Source organism: Corynebacterium nasorum (assembly GCF_022347325.1).
Lineage (GTDB): Bacteria > Actinomycetota > Actinomycetes > Mycobacteriales > Mycobacteriaceae > Corynebacterium > Corynebacterium kefirresidentii.
The window spans coordinates 62,027-87,503 of record NZ_JAKRDU010000007.1 but is presented as its reverse complement, the minus strand read 5'-3'; the positions used below and the strand labels follow the sequence as shown (position 1 = coordinate 87,503).

Sequence of the window (25,477 nt, the reverse complement as noted above, 5' to 3'; positions counted from 1 at the left end):
GAATAGCAGCGGCGTCCTCACCCCTTAGGAGGAGATTTACTTGCGGCGCAGCAAGCTAAACGCACCCACGGCCGCAGCACCCAAAGCAGCACCAATGCCAAAGGTCGCGCCTGCCGGTGCGCCCTCCTTGACCTCATTGCGCACGCGAATAACGGCTGGCTCTGGGACGGGCGGGTGCGCAAACTTCAGGGACTCGGCGGTGGTGGCGGTCCACGCAGAGATATACAGCACCACGCGCCAAATCAGGTACATGACCACCATGAGCACGATGACCGGACCGAAGACCGCGCCGGCCGGGCTGCCGGTAGCAGAAGACATGATGACCGTAGACAGCTGCTTGAGCAGCTCGAAAGCCACCGCACCGATGACCGCACCGATGAGGCCAGATTTTTTCGGCACCTTGGTGCGCGGCAGGATCATAATCATCCACCACATGACGATGAAGTTAGCCAAGAGGCCCACTGCCAAGCCGACAAAGAAAATCACAAAATCCATGCCCGGGAAGGACTCGATGCCGACCTTCTCAAAAATCTTCTGGGTAAGACCAGAGGAACCGGCGGCAGTCACGCCAAAGGCGATGAGGAACGCCAGGATCAGGCCGATGAGGCCTACCAAGTCAGAAAGCTTCTTCTTCAGGAAGGAACCGCCTTCGTTGGCGTCGATGCCCCACATAGCCGAGATGCCAATGCGCAGGTTATTCATCCAGCCCAGTCCGGACCACAGGGTGGTCAAACCACCGATACCAAACATGGCCCCGCGCTGTTCAATGGCCGTATCGAGAATCTCATTGACCGTATCGCCCATATCGCCATCTAGCGAGCTGGTGATCTGGGACTGCAAATCATTGAGCAAGTCCTCGCGGTTAGCCAAGACGGCGGCGACGGTAGCCACGATCAGCATCGCGAGCGGGAAGATGGATAGCACCGAGTAATAGGTGATGCCGGCGGCAAATTGATTGCCGCCTTCTGCACCATAGCGCTCGTTCATGCGCATCAGGTGATCAACGAATCTGGACTTGGCGCGGATCTTATCTACCGCACCAGGTTCGTCGGCATTAGCGCGTTCGATGCCGTAGTGGTCCGTCTTCTTCGAGGAGGATTGCGTGGTGGTAGGCACGTGCTTCCCTTCTTGCTCGCACAGTTTTTATCCCACCTAGAGTAACTGGCAAATGCCCACTTGTCCCTTAGTGGGGTGGTGCATGGGGGAAGCAGCCGCCGACTACTTGCGCAGGCGAGGAAGGAAGCCGACCTTTTCATAGACGTCGTCGACAAGCGGCTGGGCAATCTCTTGCGCCGTCTCTGCGCCCTTGGCCAGAATGCGCTCGAGCTCGCCGCGATCCGCCATCAGCTCATCAAAGCGTGCCTTGAGCGGAGTGGTAAATTCCTGCAGCGCATCTGCGGTATCGACCTTGAGGTGGCCATAGCCCTGGTCGGCGTACTTCTCCACCAAGGAATCGATGGATTCACCGGTCAGCGCGGACTGGATGACCAATAGGTTAGACACACCCGGCTGATTTTCGCGGTCAAAGGCTACCGAACCCAAGTCATCCGTCACGGCGGACTTAATGCGCTTAGCCGAGGTCTTCGGCGCATCCAAGAGGTTGACCAAACCCTTGGGGTTGGCTCCGGACTTAGACATCTTGGAGGTCGGCTCCTGCAGGTCATAAATCTTGGCCGCGCCCTCTGGGATAAACGGCTCGGGCACCTTGAAGGTATCGCCGTACTTATTGTTGAAGCGCTCGGCCAGGTTGCGGGTCAACTCCAGGTGCTGGCGCTGGTCCTCGCCCACGGGCACATAATCCGGCGAGTACAGCAAAATATCTGCGGCCATGAGGATCGGGTAGGTAAATAGGCCCACCGAGGTGCGGTCCGATCCCTGCTTGGCGGACTTATCCTTGAACTGGGTCATACGGGAGGCCTCACCAAAACCGGTCAGGCACTGAAAGACCCAGGTCAACTCCGTGTGCGCAGGCACATGCGACTGGACGAAGAGCGTGGACTTGTCCGGGTCAATGCCTAGGGCAATAAGCTGGGCGGCACCCGCGATGGTGCGGTTGCGCAGCTCCTCGGGATTTTGCTCTACGGTTATCGCGTGCAGGTCAGGGATGAAGTAGAAGGCATCATAGCCGTCCTGCAGGTCAATCCACTGCTTGAGCGCTCCCAGGTAATTACCCAGGTGATAGGAATCAGCGGTGGGTTGGATTCCGGACAGGACGCGGGAAACGGTGGAATTGTCTGCAGTCATGGTGCTTTATCCTACCCCTAGCTCCGGCGCGCGGTCCACATCCTTCCCCAGCAGTGTCCCTCCCGGATCGAAAAATTCCCCCCCGCCCGGAGGGCAGAGGGAATGCGACGCAAAGATTTTAAATCTTGCGGGAGGTGGGGCTGACCACGTCCATCAGGATGGCCCAACCGGAAACCATCAGCGCACCGCCCACGCCCATGAGCACGATGGGGCCGAGGAAAGCGAAGGACGGACCAACAACGGTCCACCACCAGATGCTCAGGCCGAGGATTACAGCGCCGAGGACGAAAGAAATAATTGCGCGAGCCATGAACTTTCTCCGTTGCAGATTACTGAATTTTTTGACCTACCCATAGTAGCACTACTGCTTGTGTTTAGGCGCCTTGCGCTTGCCGACGTCCCCCTTATTAAAGCTCCACTGCTGCTCCACGTTTACTCCCCTCGCCCCTGGCGAGTGCCGGCCACTCGGCCGGGTAATCGATTGTTGCTTCGGGCGGCGCGCGATGCGGTTGCTGGAAATATCGTCGTAGTCCGCCCCCTCTGCCGCAGTAGAAAAAGCTCGTGTCTTGTTCTTAAACGGGCGGCTTAAAGGCCTAGTCAACGGACGCGTGATGGGGCTGGCGTATCGCGTGGCCGCGCCTGCCTTGCGCTTGGCCTTGCGGGCGCCATCGCGCACGATGCGCGCGGACAACCGCAAACGCGGGTCCATCTGCTGTTCGGCATCACGATATTCAAAGACGGGCAAGCCCTTCTTGAAGTAGATCGCGGCCAAGCGGGCAATAAAGCACACGGAGGCGGTGATGATCGCGGCCGGTTCTTCGGCCAAGCCGCCATGGTAGAGCGCCATAAAAAGCGCCGCGGCCAGCAGGGAAATGGCGGCATAATATTCGCCGGAAAAGACCAGCGGAATGCGATCTGAAAGCAGGTCACGCAGCACGCCACCAAAAACGCCGGAAATCACCGCAGACACCGAGGCAATAATGAACCCGTGGCCCAGGTGGACTGCGATTTGGGTGCCCAGCACCGAAAAGACCGCGAGCCCTAGGGCATCCAAGATGAGGAAGAGATGGCGGAAGTAGTGCATAAGGAAGGACATGCCCACCGTCACCACGGCCGCCACGATGACAATCACCAAATAAATGGGGTGCTCTACCCAGGTAAATGGAGGATCATCGAGGATCATATCGCGCACCGTGCCGCCGCCGAGCGCCGTCATGGAGGCGATCATGGTGACACCAAATAGGTCGAGTTTTTGGCGTCCAGCGGATAATGCGGCGGTCATAGACTCGGCGGTAATGCCGACTACGTAAAGGACGCTAAATAATGGCGTCATCAGCTGTACTCCACCACTAGTGGGGAATGGTCGGACCAGCGCTGCTCCACGGTGGGGGCCTTTTCCACCCAGGTGCGCTGCGCGCGCTCCAGCATCGGACGGGTAGCCGCCTGATAATCGATGCGCCACCCAGCGTTGTTATTAAAGGCCTGGCCGCGGTAGGTCCACCAGGTATAGGGGCCGTCTTCGTCCGGATGGAGGCGACGGGCTACGTCGAACCACTGTGGCTCTGTGGTTGGGGCCCACGGCTCGCCGCCGGCGTAGTCGACAACGCCCTGCCACTGCCCCAGGTTCTTCTTTTCCTGCGGCTCATCATCCGGGAACGCACCAAAGACGTGGTCCATGAAGGCGCGCTCTTCGGGCAGGTGGCCGGCCTTCTTTTCATTGGCCCTATTATTCTTCAGGTCCTGGGCGCGGTGGCAGATATTCCAATCGCCGCCTATCACCATCTCGGCCGGGCTGCCATCGGGGTTCGTGCGCGCTGAGTTATCCGCCAGAATGTCTTGGAACTCGTCCAAGAAGCGGTACTTTTCATCCAATTTCGGCGAACCCGTATCACCGGAAGGCAGGTACAGAGAAGCGACGCGAATATCGCGGGTGGTAGCGGCAATCCAGCGGCCGGCGTCGCTAAAGGAGCCGAAGCCCACTTCGACGTCGGCAAGCGGGGTGCGAGACAAGATGCCCACGCCGGCGCGGCCCTTTGCGGCGGCGTCGGCAAGAGCCAAATGCCAGCCCGCCTCCAGGGCCGGGGCCAAGGCTTTTTCGGCCTGCTGCGGGGTAGCGCGCACCTCTTGCATGAGCACGATATCGGCCGAAGTCGCCTCTAACCAGGCATTCATGCCGGGATTATTTTCATTGCGCTGCTTACACGCAGCGCGGATTCCGTTGACGTTAACGCTCGCGATGGTAAGGGTCATGCAACCAGCATATCGGTCCGTTTATGAATGGCGAGCAAGGCGCTTTTTATCCCACATCGTCGCAGCCCACACCAGGCAGCCCGCAGCCGCCAGGCTGGCACCCGCCAGCGCCGGAGCGGAGTAGCCCCAGCCGGCACCCACCACGGCGCCACCAATGGTCGCACCCGCTGCATTCGCAATGTTCAACGCGGACTGGTTGAGTGCGGCGGCCAAAGTCTGGGCGTCGCCAGCCACATGCACCAACCGCAGCTGCAGCGAAGGCACCAAGGTGGAGCCCATAAACGCTACGCAGCCAAAGCAAATCGTGGCCGGGATGGCGTGTCCGGAGAGGAAATAAAAGGCCGTCAAAATAACGATCAGGCAGGCCAAGGCAAAAATGATGCCAAACTCCAGGTTGCGGTCCGCCAGCCAGCCGCCGAAGGCATTGCCGATGGTCATGCCGATGCCATAGGCCATGAGCACGACCCAGATGAGGCTCTGATCCATGCCGGCAACCTCGGTCATGGTCCAAGAAATATAGGTATAGACGGAGAACATGCCGCCAAAGCCCACCACACCCATGATGACGGTGAACCACACCTGGCTATTTTTAAACGCCCCGAACTCCGTACGGATATCGGTCTGTTTCATCTCCGTCATGTGCGGCATCAGGAAGAACAGTGCAATGGCGGTGATAATGCCCAGCGCCACAACCACAAGGTAGGCCGCCTGCCAGCCCAGCGCCGAGCCAAGCGCCTGCGCAGCCGGCACACCAATCACCGTGGCGATGGCCAGACCCATGCCCACGTAGGCCATAGCCTTACCGCGGCCGCCGGGAGGGGCCATGGATGCGGCCGAAAGGTTCGCCACGGAGAAATAAGCACCGTGCGGCATACCCGCAATGAAGCGCGCCACCATGAGGATGGCGTAATTCGGTGCCACCACCGATAGCAGGTTTCCCACCACGAGGAATCCAATGAGCAGCAGGATCAAGCGACGGCGTGGGAGCTTGCCGGTAAAGGCCGCAATCAGCGGGGCACCGACCACCACGCCCATCGCGTAAATGGTGATGAGAGTCGAGGCGTTTTCTTCCGAAATGCCAAAATCATCCGCGATAAGCGGCAGCAGGCCCATCGACACGAACTCCGTAGTGCCAATGGCAAAGGCACCAAGCGCCATCGCCACCATGACAATAGCGCGGCGACCAGCGGTAATCTCCGTTTGTAAAGGCAACGGACGACGCCGAATGCGGGGTTCATGGGCGCTGCGCGGGCTTAGCTCGTCGATGATTTTCATGGAGAGTGAGGGTACACCCCGCGTTTATCTGCAGCATGCCCGCAGCGGGCGGCCGTGAATATCTCCACCCCGCCAGCCAGTGGGTGATGCTAGCCACGCAACCCTTTTCAAGGGGCGCAAATGGGGGATCACTATCAGCAAACTGGCCCACATGCCGCCCACAAAATCGGTACTCTGGGCACTTGAGCAATTTTCCAACGTTAATTAGGAGAATCATGGCAAAGATTACGTGGACCCGTACCGATGAGGCGCCGCTGCTGGCGACCTACTCCCTCAAGCCCATCGTGGAGGCCTTCGCTTCTACTGCGGGCATTGACGTAGAAACCCGAGATATTTCGCTGGCCGCCCGCATCGCCGCGCAGTTCCCAGAGCGCCTGACCGAAGAGCAGAAGGTCGAAGACGCCTTGGCAGAGCTGGGCAAGATGGCCAAGACTCCGGAAGCAAATATCATCAAGCTGCCGAATATTTCCGCTTCCCTGGTGCAGCTGAAGAAGGCCATCGCGGAGCTGCAGGCTGCCGGCTACGACCTGCCTGATTACCCGGATAACCCTTCCACCGAGGAAGAAAAGGACATCGCTACCCGCTACGATTCCGTCAAGGGCTCCGCTGTTAACCCGGTGCTGCGTGAGGGCAACTCCGACCGCCGCGCACCGGAGGCCGTGAAGAACTTCGTCAAGAAGCACCCGCACCGCATGGGTGAGTGGTCCGAGGACTCCAAGACCAACGTTGCCACCATGGCGGACAACGACTTCCGCCACAATGAAAAGTCCGTCATCCTGGAAAACGAGGACACCTTGTCCATCGTCCTTAAGACCGCCGACGGCGAGCAGACCCTGCTGCCGGAGTTGCCGGTTCTCAAGGGCGAGGTCATCGACGGCACCTTCATGTCCGCCAAGGCTCTGGATGAGTTCCTCATCGCACAGGTCAAGCGCGCCAAGGAAGAGGGCGTGCTCTTTTCCACCCATCTGAAGGCCACCATGATGAAGGTCTCTGACCCCATCCTCTTCGGCCACGTCGTCCGCGCTTTCTTTGCTGATGTATATGACAAGTATGGCGAGGAGCTGCTGGCTGCCGGCCTCAACGGCGAGAACGGCTTGGGCGCTTTCTACGAGGGCCTGAAGAACCTGGACAATGGCGAAGAAATCAAGGCCGCTTTCGATGCCGCGCTTTCCGACGGCCCCGACCTTGCCATGGTCAACTCCCACAAGGGCATCACCAACCTGCACGTGCCTTCCGACGTCATTATTGATGCCTCCATGCCCGCCATGATCCGTACCTCCGGCCACATGTGGAATAAGAACGACGAGGAGCAGGACACCCTCGCCGTCATTCCGGATTCCTCCTACGCTGGCGTGTACCAGGCTGTTATCGAGGACTGCAAGGAAAATGGTGCCTTCGACCCGACCACCATGGGTACCGTGCCGAACGTTGGCCTGATGGCGCAGAAGGCCGAGGAGTACGGCTCCCACAATAAGACCTTCAAGATCCCGGCCGCGGGCACTGTTGAGGTTCGCAACTCCCAGGGCGAGGTCCTCATCTCCCACGACGTGGAGGAAGGCGATATCTGGCGCGCCTGCCAGACCAAGGATGCCCCGATCCAGGACTGGGTCAAGCTCGCCGTCAACCGCGCTCGCCTGTCCGGCATGAAGACCATCTTCTGGCTCGACCCAGAGCGCGGCCACGACCGCAACATCAAGTCCCTAGTGGAGAAGTACCTTAAGGACCACGACACCGAGGGCCTAGACATCTCCATCGAGGACCCGGTAACCGCTACCAAGACCTCCATCGAGCGCATCCGCCGCGGCGAGGACACCATCTCCGTTACCGGCAACGTGCTGCGTGACTACAACACGGACCTCTTCCCCATCCTCGAGCTGGGCACCTCCGCCAAGATGCTATCTGTGGTTCCACTCATGGCAGGTGGCGGCCTCTTCGAGACCGGTGCCGGCGGCTCCGCCCCGAAGCACGTCCAGCAGGTAGAAGAAGAAAACCACCTGCGCTGGGATTCCCTCGGCGAGTTCCTGGCCCTGGCCGAGTCCTTCCGCCACGAAAAGCAGACCAACGGCAACGAGAAAGCCGGCGTCCTAGCCGCTACCTTGGACAAGGCCACCGAGCGCCTACTCAATGAGGGCAAGTCCCCGTCCCGCAAGGTAGGCGAAATCGACAACCGCGGTTCCCACTTCTTCCTGGCCACCTTCTGGGCCGAAGAGCTGGCTAACCAGACCGATGATGCCGATCTCGCCGCAGCCTTCAAGGACGTGGCTTCCCAGCTGTCCTCCCAGGCAGACGAGATCGCCCAGGCGCTTGTCGACGCCCAGGGCAACCCCGCCGACCTCGGCGGCTACTACTGGCCAAATGACGAGAAGACCTCTGCCGTCATGCGCCCAGTTGCTAGGTTCAACGAGATCATTGACGGCCTGAAGAAGTAATTCTTCCCAGGCAAAAGCCGCCCCGCAGCGTTAATCAATTCGCTGCGGGGCGGCTTTGGTATGCGCGCAGATTTAGAAGCTATCGAGCCAGGCGGCGTGCACGCGAGCGTCGCCATTTTCTTCTGGGTGAAAGCTCAGCGCCGTCACGCGGCCTTGGCGCACACCGACCACCGCGTCGCCGTCCTCGCCCGGCGCCGTCGCGATGACCTCGACGCCCTCGCCTACGCGGGTGACCAGCGGTGCGCGGATAAAGCTCGCCTCAATCGGCAGCGACTGGTCTTTAGCAACGACCACGTCCACTGTCCGCTCGGCGGAAAAACGCTGGTTGCCAAAGGCATTGCGCCGCACCGTCACATCCAGCAGGCCCAAGGTCTGCTGGCCCGGCGCGGGGTTATCGAGCTCGCGGGCACAGTAGATGAGCCCAGCGCAGGTCGCGAGCACGGGCAGGCCTGCAGCTGCGGCGTCGCGCAGCGGCTCGGCAAGATCGAAGCTGCGCGCCAGCTTGTCGATGACACTCGACTCGCCGCCCGGAATCACCAGCCCGTCGAGCCCGTCCAGGTCCCGCGGCACCCGCACCCGGCGAGTAGCAACACCGAGCTCATCAAGAATGCGCAGGTGCTCCTCGACGCCGCCCTGCAGCGCCAGCACCCCAACGGTGGCTACCATCCGCGCTCAGCCAGGCGGTGCGGCGCGGGCACGTCGTTGACATTGATGCCCACCATGGCCTCGCCCAGGCCGCGGGAAAGCTTGGCTAGTTCGGCCGGCTGGTCGTAGAGGGTCGCCGCCTTGACGATGGCCTCCGCACGCTTGGCGGGCTCGCCGGACTTGAAGATGCCGGAGCCGACGAAGACGCCTTCGGCGCCCATCTGGCGGACAAGGGCGGCGTCGGCAGGCGTGGCCACGCCACCGGCGACAAAAAGCACAACCGGGAGCTTGCCGGTCTCCGCAACCTCTGCGACCAGGTCGTACGGTGCCTGCAGCTCCTTGGCCGCGACGTAGAGCTCATCGCGATCCAGGTGGCGCAGGCGGGCAATCTCGGCCTTAATCGTGCGCAGGTGCTTCACGGCCTCCGAGACATCGCCCGTGCCGGCCTCGCCCTTGGAACGAATCATGGCCGCACCCTCGGTGATGCGGCGCAGCGCCTCACCCAGGTTGGTCGCGCCACACACGAATGGCACGTCGAAGTCCCACTTATTGATGTGGTTGACATAATCGGCCGGGCTGAGCACCTCGGACTCATCGATGAAGTCCACGCCCAGCTCGCCGAGGATCTGAGCCTCCACAAAGTGGCCAATGCGGGCCTTGGCCATGACCGGGATGTCCACCGCTTCGACGATGCCCTCAATTAGCTCTGGATCCGACATGCGGGCCACCCCGCCCTGCGCACGAATATCGGCCGGCACACGCTCCAACGCCATAACTGCCGACGCACCCGCGTCCTCCGCAATGCGCGCCTGCTCCGGCGTGACGACGTCCATAATGACGCCGCCTTTCAACATATCGGCTAGTCCTCGCTTCACGCGCGTAGTGGCGCGTCCTTGTTCATTTACCTGTTCAGTCATAGGTCACATAGTGGCCCACACAATTGGTACAAGACAAGAGCCATTTTCAGCGTGTTGGATTAGACCACTTATGATGAAGGAGTGCCTCTCCGCCTCGATCCCTCTGATACGCGGCCGCTGCCCGTGCAAATCGCCGCGGCCCTCCGCGCCCAGGTTGCCGCCGGCGTCCTCCTGCCCGGCGAGCGCGTTGCCTCCACCCGTACCTTAGCCACCCAGCTCGGCGTTTCCCGAGGCAGCGTAGTCACCGCCTACGAGCAACTCACGGCCGAGGGATACCTTACGGCCGAGGTTGGCTCCGGCACCGTCATCAACCCGCTGCTCCCCCACGCCCGGGCCCCGCGCCCGGAGCCGGCCCCCATACCGGCCGCCGAGCCCGAGCTGGTGTCACTGACGCCCGGACTGCCCGACACCGCGGGAATCCTCACCCCTGAATGGAGGGCCGCGTGGCGCGCTGCGGCTGTCGACCCCTCCGGCGACCTTCCCCGCGAGGTCGCCGCGCACCTGCGCCACATGCGCGGGCTTAACGTCGACCCAACCCGCATCCTCATCACGGCCGGTGCCCGCGATGGCCTTTCGGTACTCCTGCGCGCCCTCGGCCGCCCGCTGCGCGTGGGCGTGGAATCACCCGGCTACCCCAGCCTGCGCCGAGTCCCCCAGGCCCTCGGCCACACGCTGCTGGAACTCCCCACCGGCCGCGACGGCGTCACTGTTCCCACCGCCGACCTCGACGCCCTCATCGTCACCCCCAGCCATCAATATCCCTACGGCGGCTCCCTGCCTGCAGCCCGGCGCGCAGAGCTCGTCGAATGGGCCCGCGCACATGACGCCCTCCTCATCGAGGACGACTTCGACTCCGAGCTGCGCTACGTCGGCCAGCCACTTCCCGCCCTGGCCGCGCTCGCCCCAGAACACACCGTGCTACTCGGGACTTTTTCCTCCGTCATTTCCCCCTCGATTGCATGCGGTTACCTCGTCCTCCCGCCACGCTTACGCCCGGCCGTGGACCGTGTGCGCGATATCTTCGGCCAACCCGTCGGCTCCATCCCCCAGGCCGCGCTCGCCCACTACCTTGCCAGCGGCGCTTTACGACGCCACACCGGCCGCATGCGCCGCACCTATAAACGCCGCCGCAACCTAGTGGCCGAAGCGCTTGGCTCCATCGATGGCACCCAGCTCCTTCCCATCCACGGTGGACTCCACGCGGTCCTACTGTGCGACCCGGCCGTTGTCCCCCGCGCCGCCGCCCGCGGCATCAAACTCACCCCGCTGCGCGATTATTGGGGCGGGGCCGAAGCTGAAGACGGCGTCGTACTCGGCTTCGGCCACCTCAGCGATACCGAGCTACGCGAAAGCCTTTCTGCAGTCGCGGCGGCTTTACAGGGGTGATACCGTAAAGCCCACGTTTATAAACGAAAGGTAATAGATGTCTTTAGGTCCGATTGAGCTCCTTCTCATCCTCGTTTTCGTCCTTATCCTCGCTGGAATTATCGCCCTCGTGGTCAAGCTCGTGCGCAATAGCAATGACACCCGCGCGAATACTAGCCGCATTGCTAATCAGCTCGAGGAGCACGACCGCCGCCACTAAGAAAGACACCCCACCAGACCAAGCGCCACACCGACCGCTTGGTCTATTTTTATTCTCACGGCTGCCAGCGCGTTTCTACAAAATCGTTCGCTATATATACCGCTTGGTCTAGTCTTGCCAAGCATGACGACGAAATACGATAACTCCAATTCCAACTGGTCCTTCGCTACCCGCTCTGTACACGCAGGCCAAAACCTCGACGGGCACCACAACGCCCGCAATGTGCCGATTTACCAGACCACCTCTTACGTTTTTAACGACGCCGAGCACGCGGCCAACCGCTTTAATCTTTCCGACGCCGGCCCCATCTACACCCGCCTGACCAACCCCACCCAGGACGCGCTGGAAGAACGCCTCGCTTCCCTCGAGGGCGGCGTCGCGGCCGTTGCCTTCGCTTCCGGCCAGGCCGCCGAAACCGCGGCCATTTTGAACCTCGCCTCGGCCGGCGACCACATCGTGACTTCCCCGCGTCTCTACGGCGGCACCTCTACCCTCTTTACCGTCACGCTCAAGCGCCTAGGCATCGACGTCACCCTCGTCGAGGACCCGGACGACCCGGCCTCCTGGCAAGATGCCGTACAACCAAATACCAAGGCATTCTATGGCGAGACCTTCGGCAACCCCGTGGCTGATGTCCTTGATATCCCGGCCATCGCCGAGGTTGCCCACAATAACCAGGTCCCGCTCATCGTGGATAACACCATCGCCACCGCCGCCCTCGCCCGGCCGCTGGACCTCGGCGCAGATATCGTCGTGGTCTCCACTACCAAGTTCTATACCGGCAATGGCTCGGCCGTCGGCGGCGCAATTATCGACGGCGGCTCCTTCGACTGGACCGTCACCCGCAACGGCGAGCCCGTATTCCCCTACTTCGTCACCCCGGATGAGGCCTACCACGGACTCAAATACGCCGACCTCGGCGCCCCAGCCTTCGCGCTCAAGGCCCGCGCCGGCCTGCTGCGCGATACCGGCGCCGCCATCTCTCCCTTCAACGCCTGGCTGACGCTGAATGGAATTGAGACGGTGGGGCTGCGCGTCGAAAAGCACAATGCCAACGCCCAAGCCGTCGCCGAGTACCTAGAAAGCCACGCCAAGGTCACCAAGGTCAACTACGCCGGCCTGGACTCCTCGCCTTATAAGGCCACCAAGGAAAAGCTCGGCTACGCCTACACCGGCTCCGTGCTCTCCTTCGACATCGACGGCGGCCGCGAAGAAGCCTGGGCGTTTATCGACGCCCTCAAGCTCCACTCCAACCTCGCCAATATCGGCGATACCCGCTCCCTGGCCGTGCATCCGGCAACCACCACGCACTCGCAATCCGATGAACCTGCGCTGGCAGCGGCCGGCATTACTCAATCCACTATCCGCCTGTCCGTGGGCATCGAGTACATCGATGACATCATCGCGGACCTCAAGCTGGGCTTTAACGCGCTGGCATGAAGCTAGTTAGCATCGGCGATTTTCACACCGAAGCCGGCGCCACGCTTGCCGACGCCCACATTGCCTACCACCGCTTCGGCCACCTTCTCGGCGATCCCCATGGCGCCAATAACGTCATCCTGGTCGAACACGCGCTAACCGGGGACTCGAATGTGGCCGAGTGGTGGGCCGACTTGGTAGGCCCCGGCAAGGCGCTGGATACGACGAAGTGGTGCATTATCGCTACCAATGCACTGGGCGGCTGCGCAGGCTCTACCGGCCCGGCTTCTCCGCACCCAGACGATGGCCGTGCTTGGGGTTCGCGTTTTCCCGCGCTTTCCGTGCGCGACCTCGTTGCGGCCGAGCGTGCCGCTTTGCACGAACTTGGCATCACCCACGTGCATGCCGTCATCGGCGGCTCAATGGGTGGCGCGCGCACGCTCGAGTGGACACTGATGCACCCCGATTTCCTCGACGCGGCCTGCGTCATTGCCGTATCGGCCCGCGCCTCCGCCTGGCAGATTGGCATCCAGTCGGCGCAGATCGCGGCCATCGAGCAAGATTCCTTCTGGCACGGCGGCGACTATTACGCATCCGCCCAGCGTCCGCGCGAGGGGCTGGCGGCCGCGCGCCGCATTGCGCACCTGACCTACCGCGGCGAACAAGAAACTGACGAGCGCTTCGGCGTTCAGGCACAGACCGGCGAGAACCCGCTCGGGCCTTACCGCCGCCGCGATAATCGCTTTGCCGTTAACTCCTACCTGGATTACCAAGGAATCAAGCTGGCCGACCGCTTCGATGCCGGCTCCTATGTCACTCTCACCGAGGCGCTCAACCGCCACGATATCGGCCGTGACCGCGGTGGGCTCAACCGCGCGCTGGGATCATCCAAGGTACCTACAATGGTCGTAGGAGTAGACACGGACATCTTGTACCCGTATCACCAGCAAGAACATATCTCGCGCAATCTGGGAAATCTATTGGCTATGGCCAAGGTGGTCTCCCCGGTAGGCCACGACGCTTTCCTCACCGAGTCACGCCAAATGGATCGCATCCTGCGCAACTTCCTCACTCTTTCCCAGCCGGACCCGCGCATTGATGCAGCGGCAGGCGATCCCACCGAGTATTCGATTTAAAAAGATCGCAGCAGCAAGGATCGCCAAAGCCGCGCAGCGCGCACTAGCACTATGCGCTGCGCTGGGGCGGCGAAGGGACGAAGCGGCTCAGCGATCGTCGGGTGGCTTCGCCCAAGGCGGGCGCCACACGATGCCTTCTCCAGGACGGCGCTCGAGCCGGCCGCGACGCGGCGGCGCATTCGGGTCATCGTCGTTCACAGCATTGTGATACTTGCACGCGATGGTGAGGTTTTCGGGATTCGTATCGCCGCCGAGCAGCCACGGGGTGAGATGGTGGACTTGGCATTCATCCGCCGGCGTGTGGCAGTCGGGCCACGGGCACACCGGGTTTTCTGCCATCGCCATTTGGCGTTGCTTCCAAGTAGCCAAGCGTCGCGATTGATAGAGGTTTACGGGACCGGTGACGGGGTGGATGAGGGTGATAAGGCCGACGTCGGCAAGCGCGCGGCGGACAAGATCCGCACCAGATATCTGCGCGCCAATGGTCAGCTGCAAGGTGACGTCCTCGCCGTGGGTGACCTTCACCATCTCATTCAGGTTGAGCACCACATTGGTGGTGATTGTGGAGGTAGAGGCGCCCTCGGCAAAGACGCGACGAGCATCGGCGACGGTGGAGACGTGGTTACTAATTTCTGCAACCAACTCGGACTCGGCGGTAATTGTCAGGGTCCACAGGTCATCGCGGCGGCGGGTCAAGCGCACGCCTTCGGAGCGCTTGGTGGTGCGCTCCTCGCGCACCATGCGGCGGGCGCACTTTTCAATCTCGCTGGTGGAAAGGCGCAGGGCGCAAAGTGCCTCGCGCAGTGCCCAAGCCGCCCGCTGGGTTTTCATCTTCTGCGCGAAGTGCTCGATAATTTTCAGCGCGTCGAGCGGCAGCGAAGTGCGGCGGGCGGCGCGCTGTTTAGCGCCAAAGGAGGTGCGGCCGAAGTAAGTATCGGCCAGGCGGGCAAACTCGGCGGCCTCGCGATCACTAAAGCCCTTATCGACGAGCTCTTCTACCGACAGCCCAACGCACTCCCCGATGAGCACCATCGGGGAGTTCACGGCAGCCAGGTAGTTCGAAATCATGGCCCCGAGCCTAAACCGGCCGCGCAACCCAGCGCGCGGAGGCGGGCGGTTACCTGTGGATAACCGGCCGAACCACACCCTTTCAGGCCGAAATAGGTGAAGGCTCTACGAAAAACCTGTGGATAACTAGCTACCGAGCGAGTCCACAGAAAAGGCCAGAAAGGCCATCACGGCGCCGACTAAGCCGGTAAAGCAGGCGTCAAAGCGGCGCGAGCGTACGGCCAGCACGCCGACGCGGCTGGAATCACACGTCAGTCGGACCACGGTGAGCCACAGCAAGGCCAGGCCGAGGAGGAACGTGGCCCGGCGCCAGTATTCGAAGACAGCATAGCCGCCGGAGATAACCACGCCGGCCACGAAGATGCCAATTGCTGCCCACTGCGCGGCAGGCGGCAGTGGGGAGGGCGCGAGCTCGGCGTCGTGCGGATTGTCTAGATTCACGCCAACTTTTCCGCGCGCTCGACGATATTGCGTACCAGGAAGGCACGGGTCAGCGGGCCGACGCCGCCGGGGTTCGGGGAAACGTATCCGGCCTTGTCCCAGCAGTCTGGGTGGATGTCGCCGGTGAGCTTACCGTCGACGCGGGAAACTCCGACGTCGAGAAGCGCGGCGCCTTCCTTAATCATGTCCGCGGTGAGCATGTGGGGCTGGCCGGCGGCGGCAATGACGATATCGGCCTCGCGGGTCTCAGCGGCCAAGTCCTTGGTGCCGGTGTGGCACAGCGTGACGGTGGAGTTCTCGCTGCGGCGGGTAAGCATCAGGCCGATGGGGCGGCCTACGGTAACACCACGGCCGATGACCACGGTCTTGGCGCCGTTGAGCTCGACGCCGAAGCGGCGCAGCAGATGCAGGCAGCCGTTCGGGGTGCACGGCAAGGGCGCCTCCTCGTTGAGCACGAGCTTGCCCAGGTTGACTGGGTGCAGGCCATCGGCATCCTTGGCGGGGTCAATGCGCTCGAGGATGGCGTTTTCATCCAAGTGCTTGGGCAGCGGCAGCTGGACGATATAGCCGGTGCAGGCATCATCGGCGTTGAGCTCATCGATGACGGCTTCTAGTTCTTCCTGGGTGATATCGGCCGGCAGGTCCTTGCGGATGGAGTTGATGCCAAGCTTTTCACAGTCACGATGTTTCATCTTCACATAGGATTGGGAGCCCGGATCCTCACCTACGAGGACGGTCGCCAGGCCAGGGGTAATCCCCTTCTCCTTCAGCGCGGACACGCGCTGGGCAAGGTCGGAAAAAATCTCGTCGCGGTACAGTGTGCCATCTAGTTTGGTAGCGCTCATAGCCACCATCCTAGACTGAAGGCATGAGCCAGCTGCACATTGTCTTTGATAACCCAGTCATCCCTACTAATACGGGCAACGCGATTCGCACGGCCGCGGTGACGGGTGCGAGCCTGCACCTGATTGAGCCACTGGGTTTCAATTTCGACGATAAGCACTTAAAGCGCGCCGGTCTGGATTATCACGATTTGGCCGATGTGCAGATTCACAAGGACTTCCAGGCCTGCATGGATGCGCTGCCGGGCGCGCGCGTCTTCGCGTTTACCACGCATACGGATAAGTGGTTTACGGATATCGAATACCAAGAAGGCGATGTCCTGCTCTTTGGCACGGAGCCCACCGGCCTGCCGGAGGAGCATATTAACCATCCGCGCGTGACGGACCGCGTGCGCATTCCGATGGTGCCGGCCAGGCGCTCGATGAACCTGTCGAATTCGGCATCGACGGCCGTATTCGAGGCGTGGCGCCAGCTGGGGTTTAACGGGGCGGTTTAAAATCCGGCAGTTGGCGGGAGCGCAGCTGGGTAAGGAGTGTGGCGGCGTCGGCAAGTGTGAGGTTGCGCGCGTCCATGCGTACCGGGCCCTGGACTAGGTCGAGGCCGACGGTGGCTAGGCCGAGCGCCTGGGAAATCGGCCCGCGGCGGTAGGTCAGCTCCTGGATATGGGAGGTGTGGATGGCCTTGACGCGGCGGTTGAGCCGGCCGTTGCGCACGATGACGTAGTCGCCGGTAAGCGCCACAGTTTGTTGGCGGTAGTCCAGCGGGGAGACCCACTTGGCGCGGGCCGGCGAGGCGTAGGTGGGCGCAGCATCGGCCGGCAGGAATTGCCGGGCTTGGGCGAGGGTGCCCACCGGCAGGATGCGGGTGGAACCAGAAGCCTTCCCGCTTGCCGACGCCCCATACCCCGCCACCGAGACCCGTACCTCGTACCAGCCCAAGGGCCGCCAGAGGAAGGGCTGGGTTATCTGCACGGCGTGGATGCGGTCGAGGCGGATGCTTTGGCGGCGGCGATCGGCCAGGCCGTAGGTGATATTAAGTACCTCGCCGTCAGTGCGGGCGGTATAACGCCAGGAAGAATCGAGCACGTTCCAGGCGTTGGGCAGCGCGCCGACGAGGATGGGCAGCGCGGTCGAGAGCGGCAGCCGCGTAACCACAACGAGGATAAGGAAGCCGACGAGGAAAAGCGTGGACGTGCGCAACGCGGCCGCAATCAGGGAGCGGGCGATGGGGATTTCAGGCACGAGAGCTGGTTCCTCGGCCAGTTCTGCAGCCGATTCCTCGGCCGGTGTCTCGGTTAAGGACTCCTCGGGGTCGTCGGCAGCGAGTGCGGGAGCACCGTGAACGCGGGCGAGGATGTCATCGCGTAGGGCCTCGGCGTCAGACTTTTTGAGGTAGGCGATTTCGATGACAGATGATTGGCCGCCAGCAGTTTCCACCCGCACGGCCGCGAGACGAAAGAGGCGGGCGATGACGGGTTCCACGACGTCAACGGCCTGGGTGCGGTCATAGCGCGCGGTGCGCAATTGGACAGATAAGAGGCCGCGGCGCAGGGAAAGCTCTTCCGCGCCGAGCTGATAACCCATGCGGCGCCACCATAGGCCGGAGGCGAGCCACACCACCGCGCAGACCGTGATGAAACCGGCGAGGGCAAGGGCGGTATCACGCAAGGCCTCGCCGCGGTGTTCGCCGGTAATAAAGGCAAAGATATCGCGCAGGGCCTCCATGTTGGCGTTGAGGGCGAAGCCCGCGATGAGGGCCAGGATGACCGACCACAGACGCAACAGTGGGGTAAGGCGGTGGACGCGACGGAAGCTCGGCTGGGGGCTCATAGGCCGCTCATCCGTTCGCGGGCTTGGTGGGCAAGGCGGGTGCGGAGGGCGTCGGCAAGCGGGGCTTCTAGGCCTTTGATGGTGGCATCCGTGCTGGCCGAAGCCGTGTGGAGCTGCAGCTTTTTCAGCCCGAGGGCGCGATCGATGGGCCCGGAGGTGACGTCGACGAATTGGATGCGGCCGTAGGGCACGACGGTGAAGGTGTACCAGAGCTTGCCGCGGGTGATAAGCAGCTCGTCGTCGGTTTCGAGCCAACCCATATTGCGCACTTGAGCGGGAATGAGCCAGAGCAGCCAGAAGAAAAGACCGACGAAGATGCCGGCCGCCCAGTAGAACCACGGGGTCCACCAAAACCCCGCTGCAGCGGCGGCCGCGGCGAGCAGAAACATCCAGCTCAAATGGTGGATATAGCGCGAGGTCACCAGCCGCGGCGAGACGGGATTCATTTCTTCGCTCATAGTTATTGACAGTAACAATCAGGAGAACCCCTTGGGCAACTTACCGTTTCCTTAACGGAAAACCATTGGTACCCTCGTCAGCTCGGCATCGATTGGTGGGCCATCCAGCGCGGCATCACTCCAGTTAATCTCTCCGTTCTGAAGAATAATCGGGCCAAAGCCGTACGCTTTAGCACTCTGGCAGCACTATGCGCGGCACTGGACTGCCAGCCAGGGGATATCTTCGGCGTCGAGTAGTAACCCTTGCCAGGTCGTTGGGTTTATGCAATACTTTGACTTATGTCCCCAAAGAAGAAGCCCTCCGCACCCATTTATAACCGGGTTCGTGTGCTGCGCGCCGAGCGGGACATGTCGCGCGCACAGTTGGCCGAGGCCATCGACGTCAATCCTCAGACCGTCGGCGCGCTTGAGCGCGGCGACCACTCGCCCAGCCTGGACCTAGCTTTCCGCGTCTGCGAGGTCTTTGATCTCCCCGTGGAGGCTATCTTTTCCCGCCAGGAATTTTCTCCCATGTCCACTGAAATCTATAGGAAGAATTCCTAATGGCTAGCCCAATCCCCGCCTCCGTTTCTCGCCGCAAGCGCCTTGTCCTGGCCGGCGACATTTTCCTCGGCCTGGCCATCGTGGCTGCGGCCCTGCACTTCTTCACGCTCAGCTTGTCTAACTTGCTATGGCCGATTGCCGGTATCGCGGCCACCATCTACACCACGTCGCTCCGGCAGTCCATCCGTCACCTCGACGCACCCACCACGGAGATGGATGAGTACGAACTGCGCCTGCATACCGACGCCCGCGACACAGGACTTAAGACCGCAGTGGTTATTTCTATAGTGCTCTTCCTCGTCGCCGTCACCACCGCATTCGGCCTGCGCTTTCTCGGGGCGGAGCAGGTTGCAGTGGAGGAGGCGACCTCGGGGGCTAGTATCGCCATCTTCTTTGCCAAGCTCATCTATACCCAACTGCTGTGGATCCCTTTTGCGGTAGCCAAGGAATTGGCCAATAAGCTCAACGCGGACGAGCTGCGCAGCGGAGGAAACTAGCGGAAATCGCGGGAGCCGCGGGAGAGGAATTCGCCAAAGTCCAGCGGCTCGAGCTTGTCCGCGACCACGCTGACCGCCCCGGTGGCATTTTGCACGATGCCTCGAATAATCATTGCGCGGGCGGTGCGGGCCAACACCTTGTGCCGCGACCACAATCCAGGTGAAACCATCACATTCATCAGGCCGGTTTCATCCTCCACACCCAAAAAGGTCAGGCCAGATGCGGTACGCGGGCGCTGGCGGTGGGTAATAATGCCGGCAATGCGCACGCGGGTGCCATCGGGAACATGGGGAAGTTGGGAAGCAGGTAGGACGTCGGCAAGCGAGGCACGCACCAGCTCCATGGGCTGCTGGTTATGGGTCACGCCGGTGGAGGCGACGTCGGTAGCCATAAGCTCGAAGGCGGACATACCGGGCAGGTGCGGTGCAGCCAGCGCGGAAGTGCCAGGCAGCATGCCTTCGCGCTCGGTGGCGGCAACTCCGGCCTGCCACAACGCTTGCCGACGATCCAACCCCAGACACTCCAATGCCCCAGCCGTGGCCAGCGCTTCCACCTGCTCCACGCTGAGATCCGCCCGGCGCGAAAGATCGGACACGCTAGTAAAAGGCGCGGCCGCCTCCACGCGCTCGGCGGCAGACTCCCCCAGCCCCTTGATGAGGTTCAGGCCCAACCGAATCTCGCCCGACCTTGTCGCCTGGGCCTGCGCACCAGAATCATTGATACTCACCGGCAGCACCCGCACACCGTGGCGCCGGGCATCTTGGATGAGCGACTGCGGGGAATAAAAGCCCATCGGCTGCGCGCGCAGCAGGCCCACGCAGAATTCCGCCGGGTAGTGATACTTAAACCACGCAGAGAAATACACCAGCGAGGCAAAGGACTGCGAGTGCGATTCCGGGAAACCATAGGCGGCAAAAGCCACAATTTTGGTCCAGAGCTTATCGGCTACCTCGCCCTCGATGCCATTAGTCTCGCGCAGACCAGCATAAAAACGGCTGCGCAGCGCGTCCATCTTTTCCGGGGAACGTTTCGACCCCATGGCGCGGCGTAAGTCATCGGCCTCGGCGCCGGAAAAGCCGGCGGCATCGACTGCAATCTGCATCAGCTGTTCCTGGAAAAGCGGGATGCCCAGGGTTTTGCCCAGGGATTTCTCCAACACGGGATGGTCATAGGTGACCTCCTCCAAGCCATCGCGGCGGCGCAGGTAGGGATGCACGGACCCGCCTTGGATGGGGCCGGGCCGAATAAGCGCGACCTCCACCACCAGGTCAAAGAAGCGGCGCGGCTTCAGGCGCGGCAGCGTGGCTAGCTGCGCGCGAGATTCCACCTGGAAGACACCCACCGCATCGGCGCGGCAGAGCATGTCATAGACTTCCGGCTCGGCGAGGTCGAGCTCCCACAAGTGCACCTCGCGGCCGGTGGTAGCGCGCACGGCGTCAATCATGTGGTGCAGCGCCTCCAACATGCCAAGGCCGAGCAGGTCGAATTTCACTAGGCCGGCGGCCGCACAATCGTCCTTATCCCATTGCAGCACGGAGCGGTTTTCCATGCGGGCCCATTCCATCGGCACGACGTCCGCGATGGGGCGGTCACACAGCACCATGCCGCCGGAGTGGATTCCTAGGTGGCGGGGCTGGCCGAGGAATTGCTCAGCCAGTGAGGAAACATCGGCAGGCGGCTCGGAGGTACCCTTCGACCACGCATCGGCCGAGCCCTGCGGGTAGCCCAACGCGCGGGCGGCATCGCGGGTCGCACCCTTGCGGCGATAGGTAATAACATTGGCCACCTGCGCTGCGCGTTCCCGGCCGTGGGTGCGATAGACATACTGGATTATCTCCTCGCGGCGGCCGGATTCGATATCAATATCAATATCGGGCGGGCCATCGCGGTCCGGGGAAAGGAAGCGCTCAAAAAGCAGCTGCGCGGAGATAGGCTCGGCGTTGGTAATACCCAGTGCGAAACACACCGCAGAGTTAGCGGCCGAGCCGCGGCCCTGGCACAAAATATTCTCGCGCCGGCAAAAATCCACCAGGTCGCACACAATCAGGAAGTAGCCGGGAAAGCCCAGCTGCTTGATGACGCCCAACTCATGCCTAATCTGCTTCCTGGCCGCCTGCCTAATCTCGGCCGGGCGCGAGGCATAACGCTCCTTGGCACGGCGCCAGGCCTCATGCTCCAGCCAGCTCATCTCGGTATGCCCCTCCGGAACGGGAAAGTGCGGCAGGTTCGGGGCAAGCGCATCCCAGGTAAAGGAACACTCGCGAGCCAGACGCACAGTTTCCGCAATAAGCTCCGGCCGGTCAGGCAAAAGCTGGGCCATCTGCTCGCCGGATCGCAGCCAGCCGGCGCCCATGGGGTGGGTGTGCGGCGCAGCGGCCGCAAGAGACTCCCGGCGAGCCAAGGCGCGCTTGGCGGCGGCGAGCCGAGCTTGGTCACGGGTCGCCGCCGCAGGCCGTGCGGTTGCGATGGCCCGCAAGTTATTGTATTTATCGAGGAAACGGTGCCGATCCGCGTCTTCAGGGGACATGCTGCACGAATATTCGAGAACTATGCTGTCTATTTTTATTCTTTCGAGCAGGTTATCGATTTCTGCTAACGCTTCCGACCCCACCAGGAAGAAGCACTCCCCTTCCAGCTCGCGCGCCACCTCATCTAGTGGCGGATAATCCACCCGATCCTTCTCCCCAGCCTCCATCCGGGCGCGCGCAATAAGGCGCGACAACCGGCGATAGCCTTCCGGGGTGCGCGCCAGCACGGTCACCGGCGCTTCCGCGAGCGATAGTTCCGCGCCATATACGGCCGGGAGATTCGCTTTAGCAGCAGCTTCAGCGAATTTCATCAGCCCATAAAAGCCATCGCGGTCCACAATGGCCAGCCCCTCGAGCCCCAGCTCCATAGCCCGGCCAACCAGCTCTTCCGGCTCAGCAGCACCGTCAAGAAAACTATACGAACTTACCGCGTGCAACTCCGCAAAAGGGACGGCGGAATGGCCGCGCTGAGCAGAATCGGCTGGCCCATGAAGGTGATTAACCGGCACGGGTGCGGCAGATTCGCGACCGGAGAGGATGCGCTCCACCCGCGACCACGACAGTGCTTTTCCGCCATTAAATTCCACTCCACACAGCGTAATATCGAATTATTGTTCTATACAAGCCCGTAAGACGTGATGCCGACAATAGACAAAGCGGTTCGCCGATTGCTAAGTTGCTAAACAGACAAATTATTTCAACTCCTACAAGAAGGGGAATCCCCATGCAGATCCGTCGCGTAGTGGCTGCTACTGCCGCTGTAACCATCGCTGCCACCAGCTTGGTGGCCTGCTCCTCCGATGATTCCAAGTCCATCAAGGTGGGCACCACCGACGACGCCAAGAAGGCGTGGGTAGCATTCGAGCAGGAAGCGAAGAACGCTGGCTATGACATTGAAATCCAGCCATTCGCGGACTACAACACCCCGAACCAGGCTCTGGACCAGGGCGAGCTGGATACCAATAACTTCCAGCACCTGAAGTTCCTAGCGGAGTACAACCACGGCAATGACACCAACCTGGTGCCTATCGTGGCCACCGAAATCGTGCCGCTAGCACTGTTTTGGAAGGACCACGACTCCCTCGACGGCATCGAGGGCGAAGAGGTCGCCATCCCGAATGACTCCACCAACCAGGCCCGCGCCATCAACGTACTGGTCCAGGCCGGCCTTATTACTTTGAAGGATAAGGACAACTTGGAGCCCACCCCGCTGGATATTGATGAAAAGAAGTCCAAGGTCAAGGTCACCCCGGTAGACGCCGCGCAGACCACGTCCGCGCACGGCGAGGGCACCCCGGCGATTATCAATAACTCCTTCCTGGAGCGTGCCGGCATCGATCCGAAGACTGCCATCTTCCAAGACGATCCGAATTCTGAAGAAGCAGAACCGTACATCAATGTCTTCGCCGTTCGCGAGGAGGACGCCGATAACGAAGACATCAAGAAGCTTGCCGAGCTATGGCACTCCGACGCCGTCCAGGAGGGCGTCGATGAAGACTCCGCCGGCACCTCCGTCGAGGTGGAGCGCAGCCAGGAGGATCTGCAGAAGATCCTAGATAAGCTCGAAGCAGATCTGGACTAATCACCCTTGCTTTTACCCCGCCGGAACCCCCCGGCGGGGTTTGGCACTTTCCTAACTAAGGACGCAAACACGTGGCAGATTCCACTCAACGCGGCACCCGCATCGAGTTCCGCGAGATCACCAAGATCTTTAAGCAGAAAAAGGCGCGAGTTAAGGCACTCGACCATGTCTCCATGACCATTGAGGCCGGCGAAATTGTCGGCATCATTGGCTACTCCGGCGCCGGCAAGTCCACCCTCGTACGCATGATCAACGGCTTGGACACCCCGTCTGCGGGAGAGCTCCTGCTTGATGACACCAATATCGTTGGCATGTCCGAGAAGAAGCTGCGCGGCATTCGCCGCAATATCGGCATGATTTTCCAACAGTTCAACCTGATGAACTCGCGCACCGCGGCCGGCAATATTGAATACCCGCTGCAGCTGCAGGGCGTCGGCAAGCAGGAGCGCGCCCAGCGCGTGCAAGAGCTGCTGGATTTCGTCGGCCTAGGAGACAAGGGCAAGAGCTACCCAGAGCAGCTTTCCGGCGGCCAGAAGCAGCGCGTCGGCATTGCCCGTGCGCTGGCCACCAACCCTTCGCTGCTGCTTGCCGACGAAGCAACTTCCGCCCTCGACCCCACCACCACGCAGGAAGTCCTCGACCTACTGCGTCAGGTAAACAAGGAATTTGGCATCACCATCGTGGTTATTACCCACGAGATGGAAGTCGTACGCTCCATCGCCGATAAGGTCGCCGTGATGGAAAACGGCCGCGTCGTGGAACAAGGCAGCGTCTACGAGGTCTTTTCCAACCCACAGACCTCCGTGGCCGCCAAGTTCGTAGCCACCTCGCTGCGCAACGAGCCCGACGTCGTTGAAACCGACGATCTGCTCGCGCACGAAGGCCGCCTGTTTACCATCAACCTCACCGAGGAATCCGGCTTTTTCACCGCCGCCGCCCGGCTCAAGGAAGCCGGCGTATCCATCGCCGTCGTCCACGGCGGCATCACCACGCTGCAACAGCATTCCTTTGGCAAGCTGACCGTGCGACTTAGCGGCGACAATAACGCCATCGAAGAGTTCTACCGCACGCTTTCTACCACCACCCAGATTGAGGAGATTGCACGATGACCGTCACCACCCTCGCCCAAGCCAACTGGGACCGCCTCGGCCCTTCACTGGCCGATGCCATCGTCGATACCCTCATCATGGTCTCGACTACCCTCATCGTTTCCGGCATCCTCGGCCTTGGCCTAGGCATGCTGCTCTATACCACCCGCACGGGCGGCATCCTGCAAAACCGGTTCGTCTATTTCATTGTCAACCTGCTGGTTAACTTCGTCCGCCCCATCCCGTTCATCATCTTGCTGGCTTTTGCCCAGCCACTGACCGTCATAGTGATGGGCGGGTCCATCGGCCGCGGACCGGCCACCTTCGTCATGGTGATCGCCGCGACCTTCTCCGTGGCCCGCGTGGTGGAACAAAACCTCGTGTCCATCGACCCCGGCGTTATCGAGGCCGCCCGCTCCATGGGTGCCTCGCCGTGGAAGATCATTACCTCCGTTATCGTCCCGGAGGCCCTCGGCCCACTGATTTTGGGCTACACCTTCCTGTTTATCGCCATCGTGGACATGTCCGCTATGGCCGGCTACGTCGGCGGCGGCGGCTTGGGTGACTTTGCCATCGTCTACGGCTACCGCGCCTTCGAATGGGAAGTCACCGTCGTGGCCACGCTCATCATCATCGTGCTGGTGCAGGCCGCCCAGTTCTTCGGCAACTGGCTCTCCTCCAAGGTCATGCGCCGCTAGC

26 protein-coding genes are annotated in these 25,477 nt (G+C 61.7%); 12 read left to right on the top strand and 14 right to left on the bottom strand.

Features of this window, described 5'->3' with window-relative positions; translation table 11 throughout:
• Positions 1 to 36: 36 nt before the first annotated feature.
• The 6 genes from MHK05_RS07540 to MHK05_RS07515 form a co-directional block, all read right to left on the bottom strand.
• Positions 37 to 1,116, bottom strand: a complete 1,080-nt coding sequence (locus MHK05_RS07540; RefSeq protein WP_239205839.1) for a YhjD/YihY/BrkB family envelope integrity protein — start codon at positions 1,114 to 1,116, stop codon at positions 37 to 39.
• A gap of 102 nt (positions 1,117 to 1,218) precedes the next feature.
• Positions 1,219 to 2,244: a tryptophan--tRNA ligase gene (trpS, locus tag MHK05_RS07535; protein WP_239205837.1), complete on the bottom strand. Its 1,026-nt coding sequence runs from the start codon at positions 2,242 to 2,244 to the stop codon at positions 1,219 to 1,221.
• A 118-nt stretch (positions 2,245 to 2,362) separates the two neighbouring features.
• The gene (locus MHK05_RS07530; RefSeq protein ID WP_049383615.1) at positions 2,363 to 2,554 is read right to left on the bottom strand and encodes a hypothetical protein; all 192 of its coding nucleotides are present in this window, start codon (positions 2,552 to 2,554) and stop codon (positions 2,363 to 2,365) included.
• A 51-nt stretch (positions 2,555 to 2,605) separates the two neighbouring features.
• Positions 2,606 to 3,577, bottom strand: coding sequence for a trimeric intracellular cation channel family protein (locus tag MHK05_RS07525; protein ID WP_049378072.1), 972 nt, complete (start codon positions 3,575 to 3,577; stop codon positions 2,606 to 2,608).
• On the bottom strand, positions 3,577 to 4,494 hold the full coding sequence (locus tag MHK05_RS07520) for an exodeoxyribonuclease III (protein WP_200288214.1): 918 nt from the start codon (positions 4,492 to 4,494) through the stop codon (positions 3,577 to 3,579). Before MHK05_RS07520 ends, MHK05_RS07525 begins: the two co-directional genes overlap by 1 nt.
• A gap of 21 nt (positions 4,495 to 4,515) precedes the next feature.
• Positions 4,516 to 5,769: an MFS transporter gene (locus MHK05_RS07515; protein WP_239205835.1), complete on the bottom strand. Its 1,254-nt coding sequence runs from the start codon at positions 5,767 to 5,769 to the stop codon at positions 4,516 to 4,518.
• A 215-nt stretch (positions 5,770 to 5,984) separates the two neighbouring features.
• On the opposite strand from MHK05_RS07515, the gene MHK05_RS07510 reads away from it, so the two are divergent.
• A complete protein-coding gene (locus tag MHK05_RS07510; RefSeq protein ID WP_239205833.1) occupies positions 5,985 to 8,198 on the top strand; it encodes an NADP-dependent isocitrate dehydrogenase in 2,214 nt (737 codons plus the stop codon).
• 72 nt (positions 8,199 to 8,270) lie between these two features.
• On the opposite strand, the gene pdxT is transcribed toward MHK05_RS07510, so the two are convergent.
• Positions 8,271 to 8,864 carry a pyridoxal 5'-phosphate synthase glutaminase subunit PdxT gene (pdxT, locus tag MHK05_RS07505; protein ID WP_023020657.1) on the bottom strand — a complete coding sequence of 198 codons (594 nt, stop codon included), beginning with the start codon at positions 8,862 to 8,864 and terminating at the stop codon, positions 8,271 to 8,273.
• A complete protein-coding gene (gene pdxS, locus MHK05_RS07500; RefSeq protein ID WP_023020656.1) occupies positions 8,858 to 9,760 on the bottom strand; it encodes a pyridoxal 5'-phosphate synthase lyase subunit PdxS in 903 nt (300 codons plus the stop codon). Before pdxS ends, pdxT begins: the two co-directional genes overlap by 7 nt.
• 81 nt (positions 9,761 to 9,841) lie before the next feature.
• Between pdxS and pdxR the strand changes: the two genes are divergently transcribed.
• From pdxR to metX, 4 genes are all read left to right on the top strand, one after another.
• Positions 9,842 to 11,146: a MocR-like pyridoxine biosynthesis transcription factor PdxR gene (gene pdxR / locus MHK05_RS07495; RefSeq protein ID WP_239205831.1), complete on the top strand. Its 1,305-nt coding sequence runs from the start codon at positions 9,842 to 9,844 to the stop codon at positions 11,144 to 11,146.
• Between the two features lie 37 nt (positions 11,147 to 11,183).
• Positions 11,184 to 11,345, top strand: coding sequence for a hypothetical protein (locus tag MHK05_RS07490; RefSeq protein ID WP_167371285.1), 162 nt, complete (start codon positions 11,184 to 11,186; stop codon positions 11,343 to 11,345).
• Positions 11,346 to 11,468: 123 nt separating this feature from the next.
• Positions 11,469 to 12,785 (top strand): O-acetylhomoserine/O-acetylserine sulfhydrylase, encoded by a 1,317-nt coding sequence (locus tag MHK05_RS07485; protein ID WP_239205829.1) that lies wholly within the window; start codon positions 11,469 to 11,471, stop codon positions 12,783 to 12,785.
• Complete coding sequence (metX, locus tag MHK05_RS07480) at positions 12,782 to 13,900, top strand: homoserine O-acetyltransferase MetX (protein WP_239205827.1); 1,119 nt, start codon at positions 12,782 to 12,784, stop codon at positions 13,898 to 13,900. Before MHK05_RS07485 ends, metX begins: the two co-directional genes overlap by 4 nt.
• Before the next feature lie 87 nt (positions 13,901 to 13,987).
• Here metX and MHK05_RS07475 read toward each other — a convergent pair whose 3' ends face one another.
• The 3 genes from MHK05_RS07475 to MHK05_RS07465 all read right to left on the bottom strand — a co-directional run bounded on the left by MHK05_RS07475 (position 13,988) and on the right by MHK05_RS07465 (position 16,254).
• Positions 13,988 to 14,968: an HNH endonuclease signature motif containing protein gene (locus MHK05_RS07475; RefSeq protein ID WP_239205825.1), complete on the bottom strand. Its 981-nt coding sequence runs from the start codon at positions 14,966 to 14,968 to the stop codon at positions 13,988 to 13,990.
• 126 nt (positions 14,969 to 15,094) lie between these two features.
• Positions 15,095 to 15,409 (bottom strand): DUF3017 domain-containing protein, encoded by a 315-nt coding sequence (locus MHK05_RS07470; protein ID WP_239205823.1) that lies wholly within the window; start codon positions 15,407 to 15,409, stop codon positions 15,095 to 15,097.
• Positions 15,406 to 16,254, bottom strand: a complete 849-nt coding sequence (locus tag MHK05_RS07465) for a bifunctional methylenetetrahydrofolate dehydrogenase/methenyltetrahydrofolate cyclohydrolase (RefSeq protein WP_200288231.1) — start codon at positions 16,252 to 16,254, stop codon at positions 15,406 to 15,408. Before MHK05_RS07465 ends, MHK05_RS07470 begins: the two co-directional genes overlap by 4 nt.
• A gap of 23 nt (positions 16,255 to 16,277) precedes the next feature.
• Between MHK05_RS07465 and MHK05_RS07460 the strand changes: the two genes are divergently transcribed.
• Positions 16,278 to 16,748: a tRNA (cytidine(34)-2'-O)-methyltransferase gene (locus MHK05_RS07460; RefSeq protein ID WP_005322648.1), complete on the top strand. Its 471-nt coding sequence runs from the start codon at positions 16,278 to 16,280 to the stop codon at positions 16,746 to 16,748.
• Here the strand turns inward: MHK05_RS07460 and MHK05_RS07455 are convergent.
• Together MHK05_RS07455 and MHK05_RS07450 are read right to left on the bottom strand one after the other, a co-directional pair.
• A complete protein-coding gene (locus MHK05_RS07455; RefSeq protein ID WP_239205821.1) occupies positions 16,732 to 18,081 on the bottom strand; it encodes a PH domain-containing protein in 1,350 nt (449 codons plus the stop codon). The genes MHK05_RS07460 and MHK05_RS07455 overlap by 17 nt on opposite strands.
• Positions 18,078 to 18,539, bottom strand: coding sequence for a PH domain-containing protein (locus MHK05_RS07450; protein ID WP_084278972.1), 462 nt, complete (start codon positions 18,537 to 18,539; stop codon positions 18,078 to 18,080). The genes MHK05_RS07455 and MHK05_RS07450 overlap by 4 nt, the downstream gene beginning before the upstream one ends.
• Before the next feature lie 87 nt (positions 18,540 to 18,626).
• Here MHK05_RS07450 and MHK05_RS07445 point away from each other — a divergent pair, with 87 nt between their 5' ends.
• The 3 genes from MHK05_RS07445 to MHK05_RS07435 are packed head-to-tail and all read left to right on the top strand — an operon-like array spanning position 18,627 to position 19,579.
• The gene (locus MHK05_RS07445) at positions 18,627 to 18,776 is read left to right on the top strand and encodes a helix-turn-helix domain-containing protein (RefSeq protein ID WP_080972300.1); all 150 of its coding nucleotides are present in this window, start codon (positions 18,627 to 18,629) and stop codon (positions 18,774 to 18,776) included.
• 42 nt (positions 18,777 to 18,818) lie between these two features.
• Entirely contained in the window at positions 18,819 to 19,082 is a 264-nt protein-coding gene (locus tag MHK05_RS07440; RefSeq protein WP_023020645.1) for a helix-turn-helix transcriptional regulator, read from the top strand.
• Positions 19,082 to 19,579, top strand: coding sequence for a hypothetical protein (locus tag MHK05_RS07435; RefSeq protein ID WP_023020644.1), 498 nt, complete (start codon positions 19,082 to 19,084; stop codon positions 19,577 to 19,579). Before MHK05_RS07440 ends, MHK05_RS07435 begins: the two co-directional genes overlap by 1 nt.
• Here MHK05_RS07435 and MHK05_RS07430 read toward each other — a convergent pair.
• Entirely contained in the window at positions 19,576 to 22,695 is a 3,120-nt protein-coding gene (locus MHK05_RS07430) for an error-prone DNA polymerase (RefSeq protein ID WP_239205819.1), read from the bottom strand. The two genes, MHK05_RS07435 and MHK05_RS07430, sit on opposite strands and share 4 nt — an antisense overlap.
• A 137-nt stretch (positions 22,696 to 22,832) precedes the next feature.
• On the opposite strand from MHK05_RS07430, the gene MHK05_RS07425 reads away from it, so the two are divergent.
• The 3 genes from MHK05_RS07425 to MHK05_RS07415 all read left to right on the top strand — a co-directional run bounded on the left by MHK05_RS07425 (position 22,833) and on the right by MHK05_RS07415 (position 25,476).
• Complete coding sequence (locus tag MHK05_RS07425; protein WP_200288235.1) at positions 22,833 to 23,690, top strand: MetQ/NlpA family ABC transporter substrate-binding protein; 858 nt, start codon at positions 22,833 to 22,835, stop codon at positions 23,688 to 23,690.
• Between the two features lie 71 nt (positions 23,691 to 23,761).
• Positions 23,762 to 24,799, top strand: coding sequence for a methionine ABC transporter ATP-binding protein (locus tag MHK05_RS07420; protein WP_239205817.1), 1,038 nt, complete (start codon positions 23,762 to 23,764; stop codon positions 24,797 to 24,799).
• Positions 24,796 to 25,476: a methionine ABC transporter permease gene (locus MHK05_RS07415; protein ID WP_023020640.1), complete on the top strand. Its 681-nt coding sequence runs from the start codon at positions 24,796 to 24,798 to the stop codon at positions 25,474 to 25,476. The genes MHK05_RS07420 and MHK05_RS07415 overlap by 4 nt, the downstream gene beginning before the upstream one ends.
• Position 25,477 lies beyond the last annotated feature (1 nt).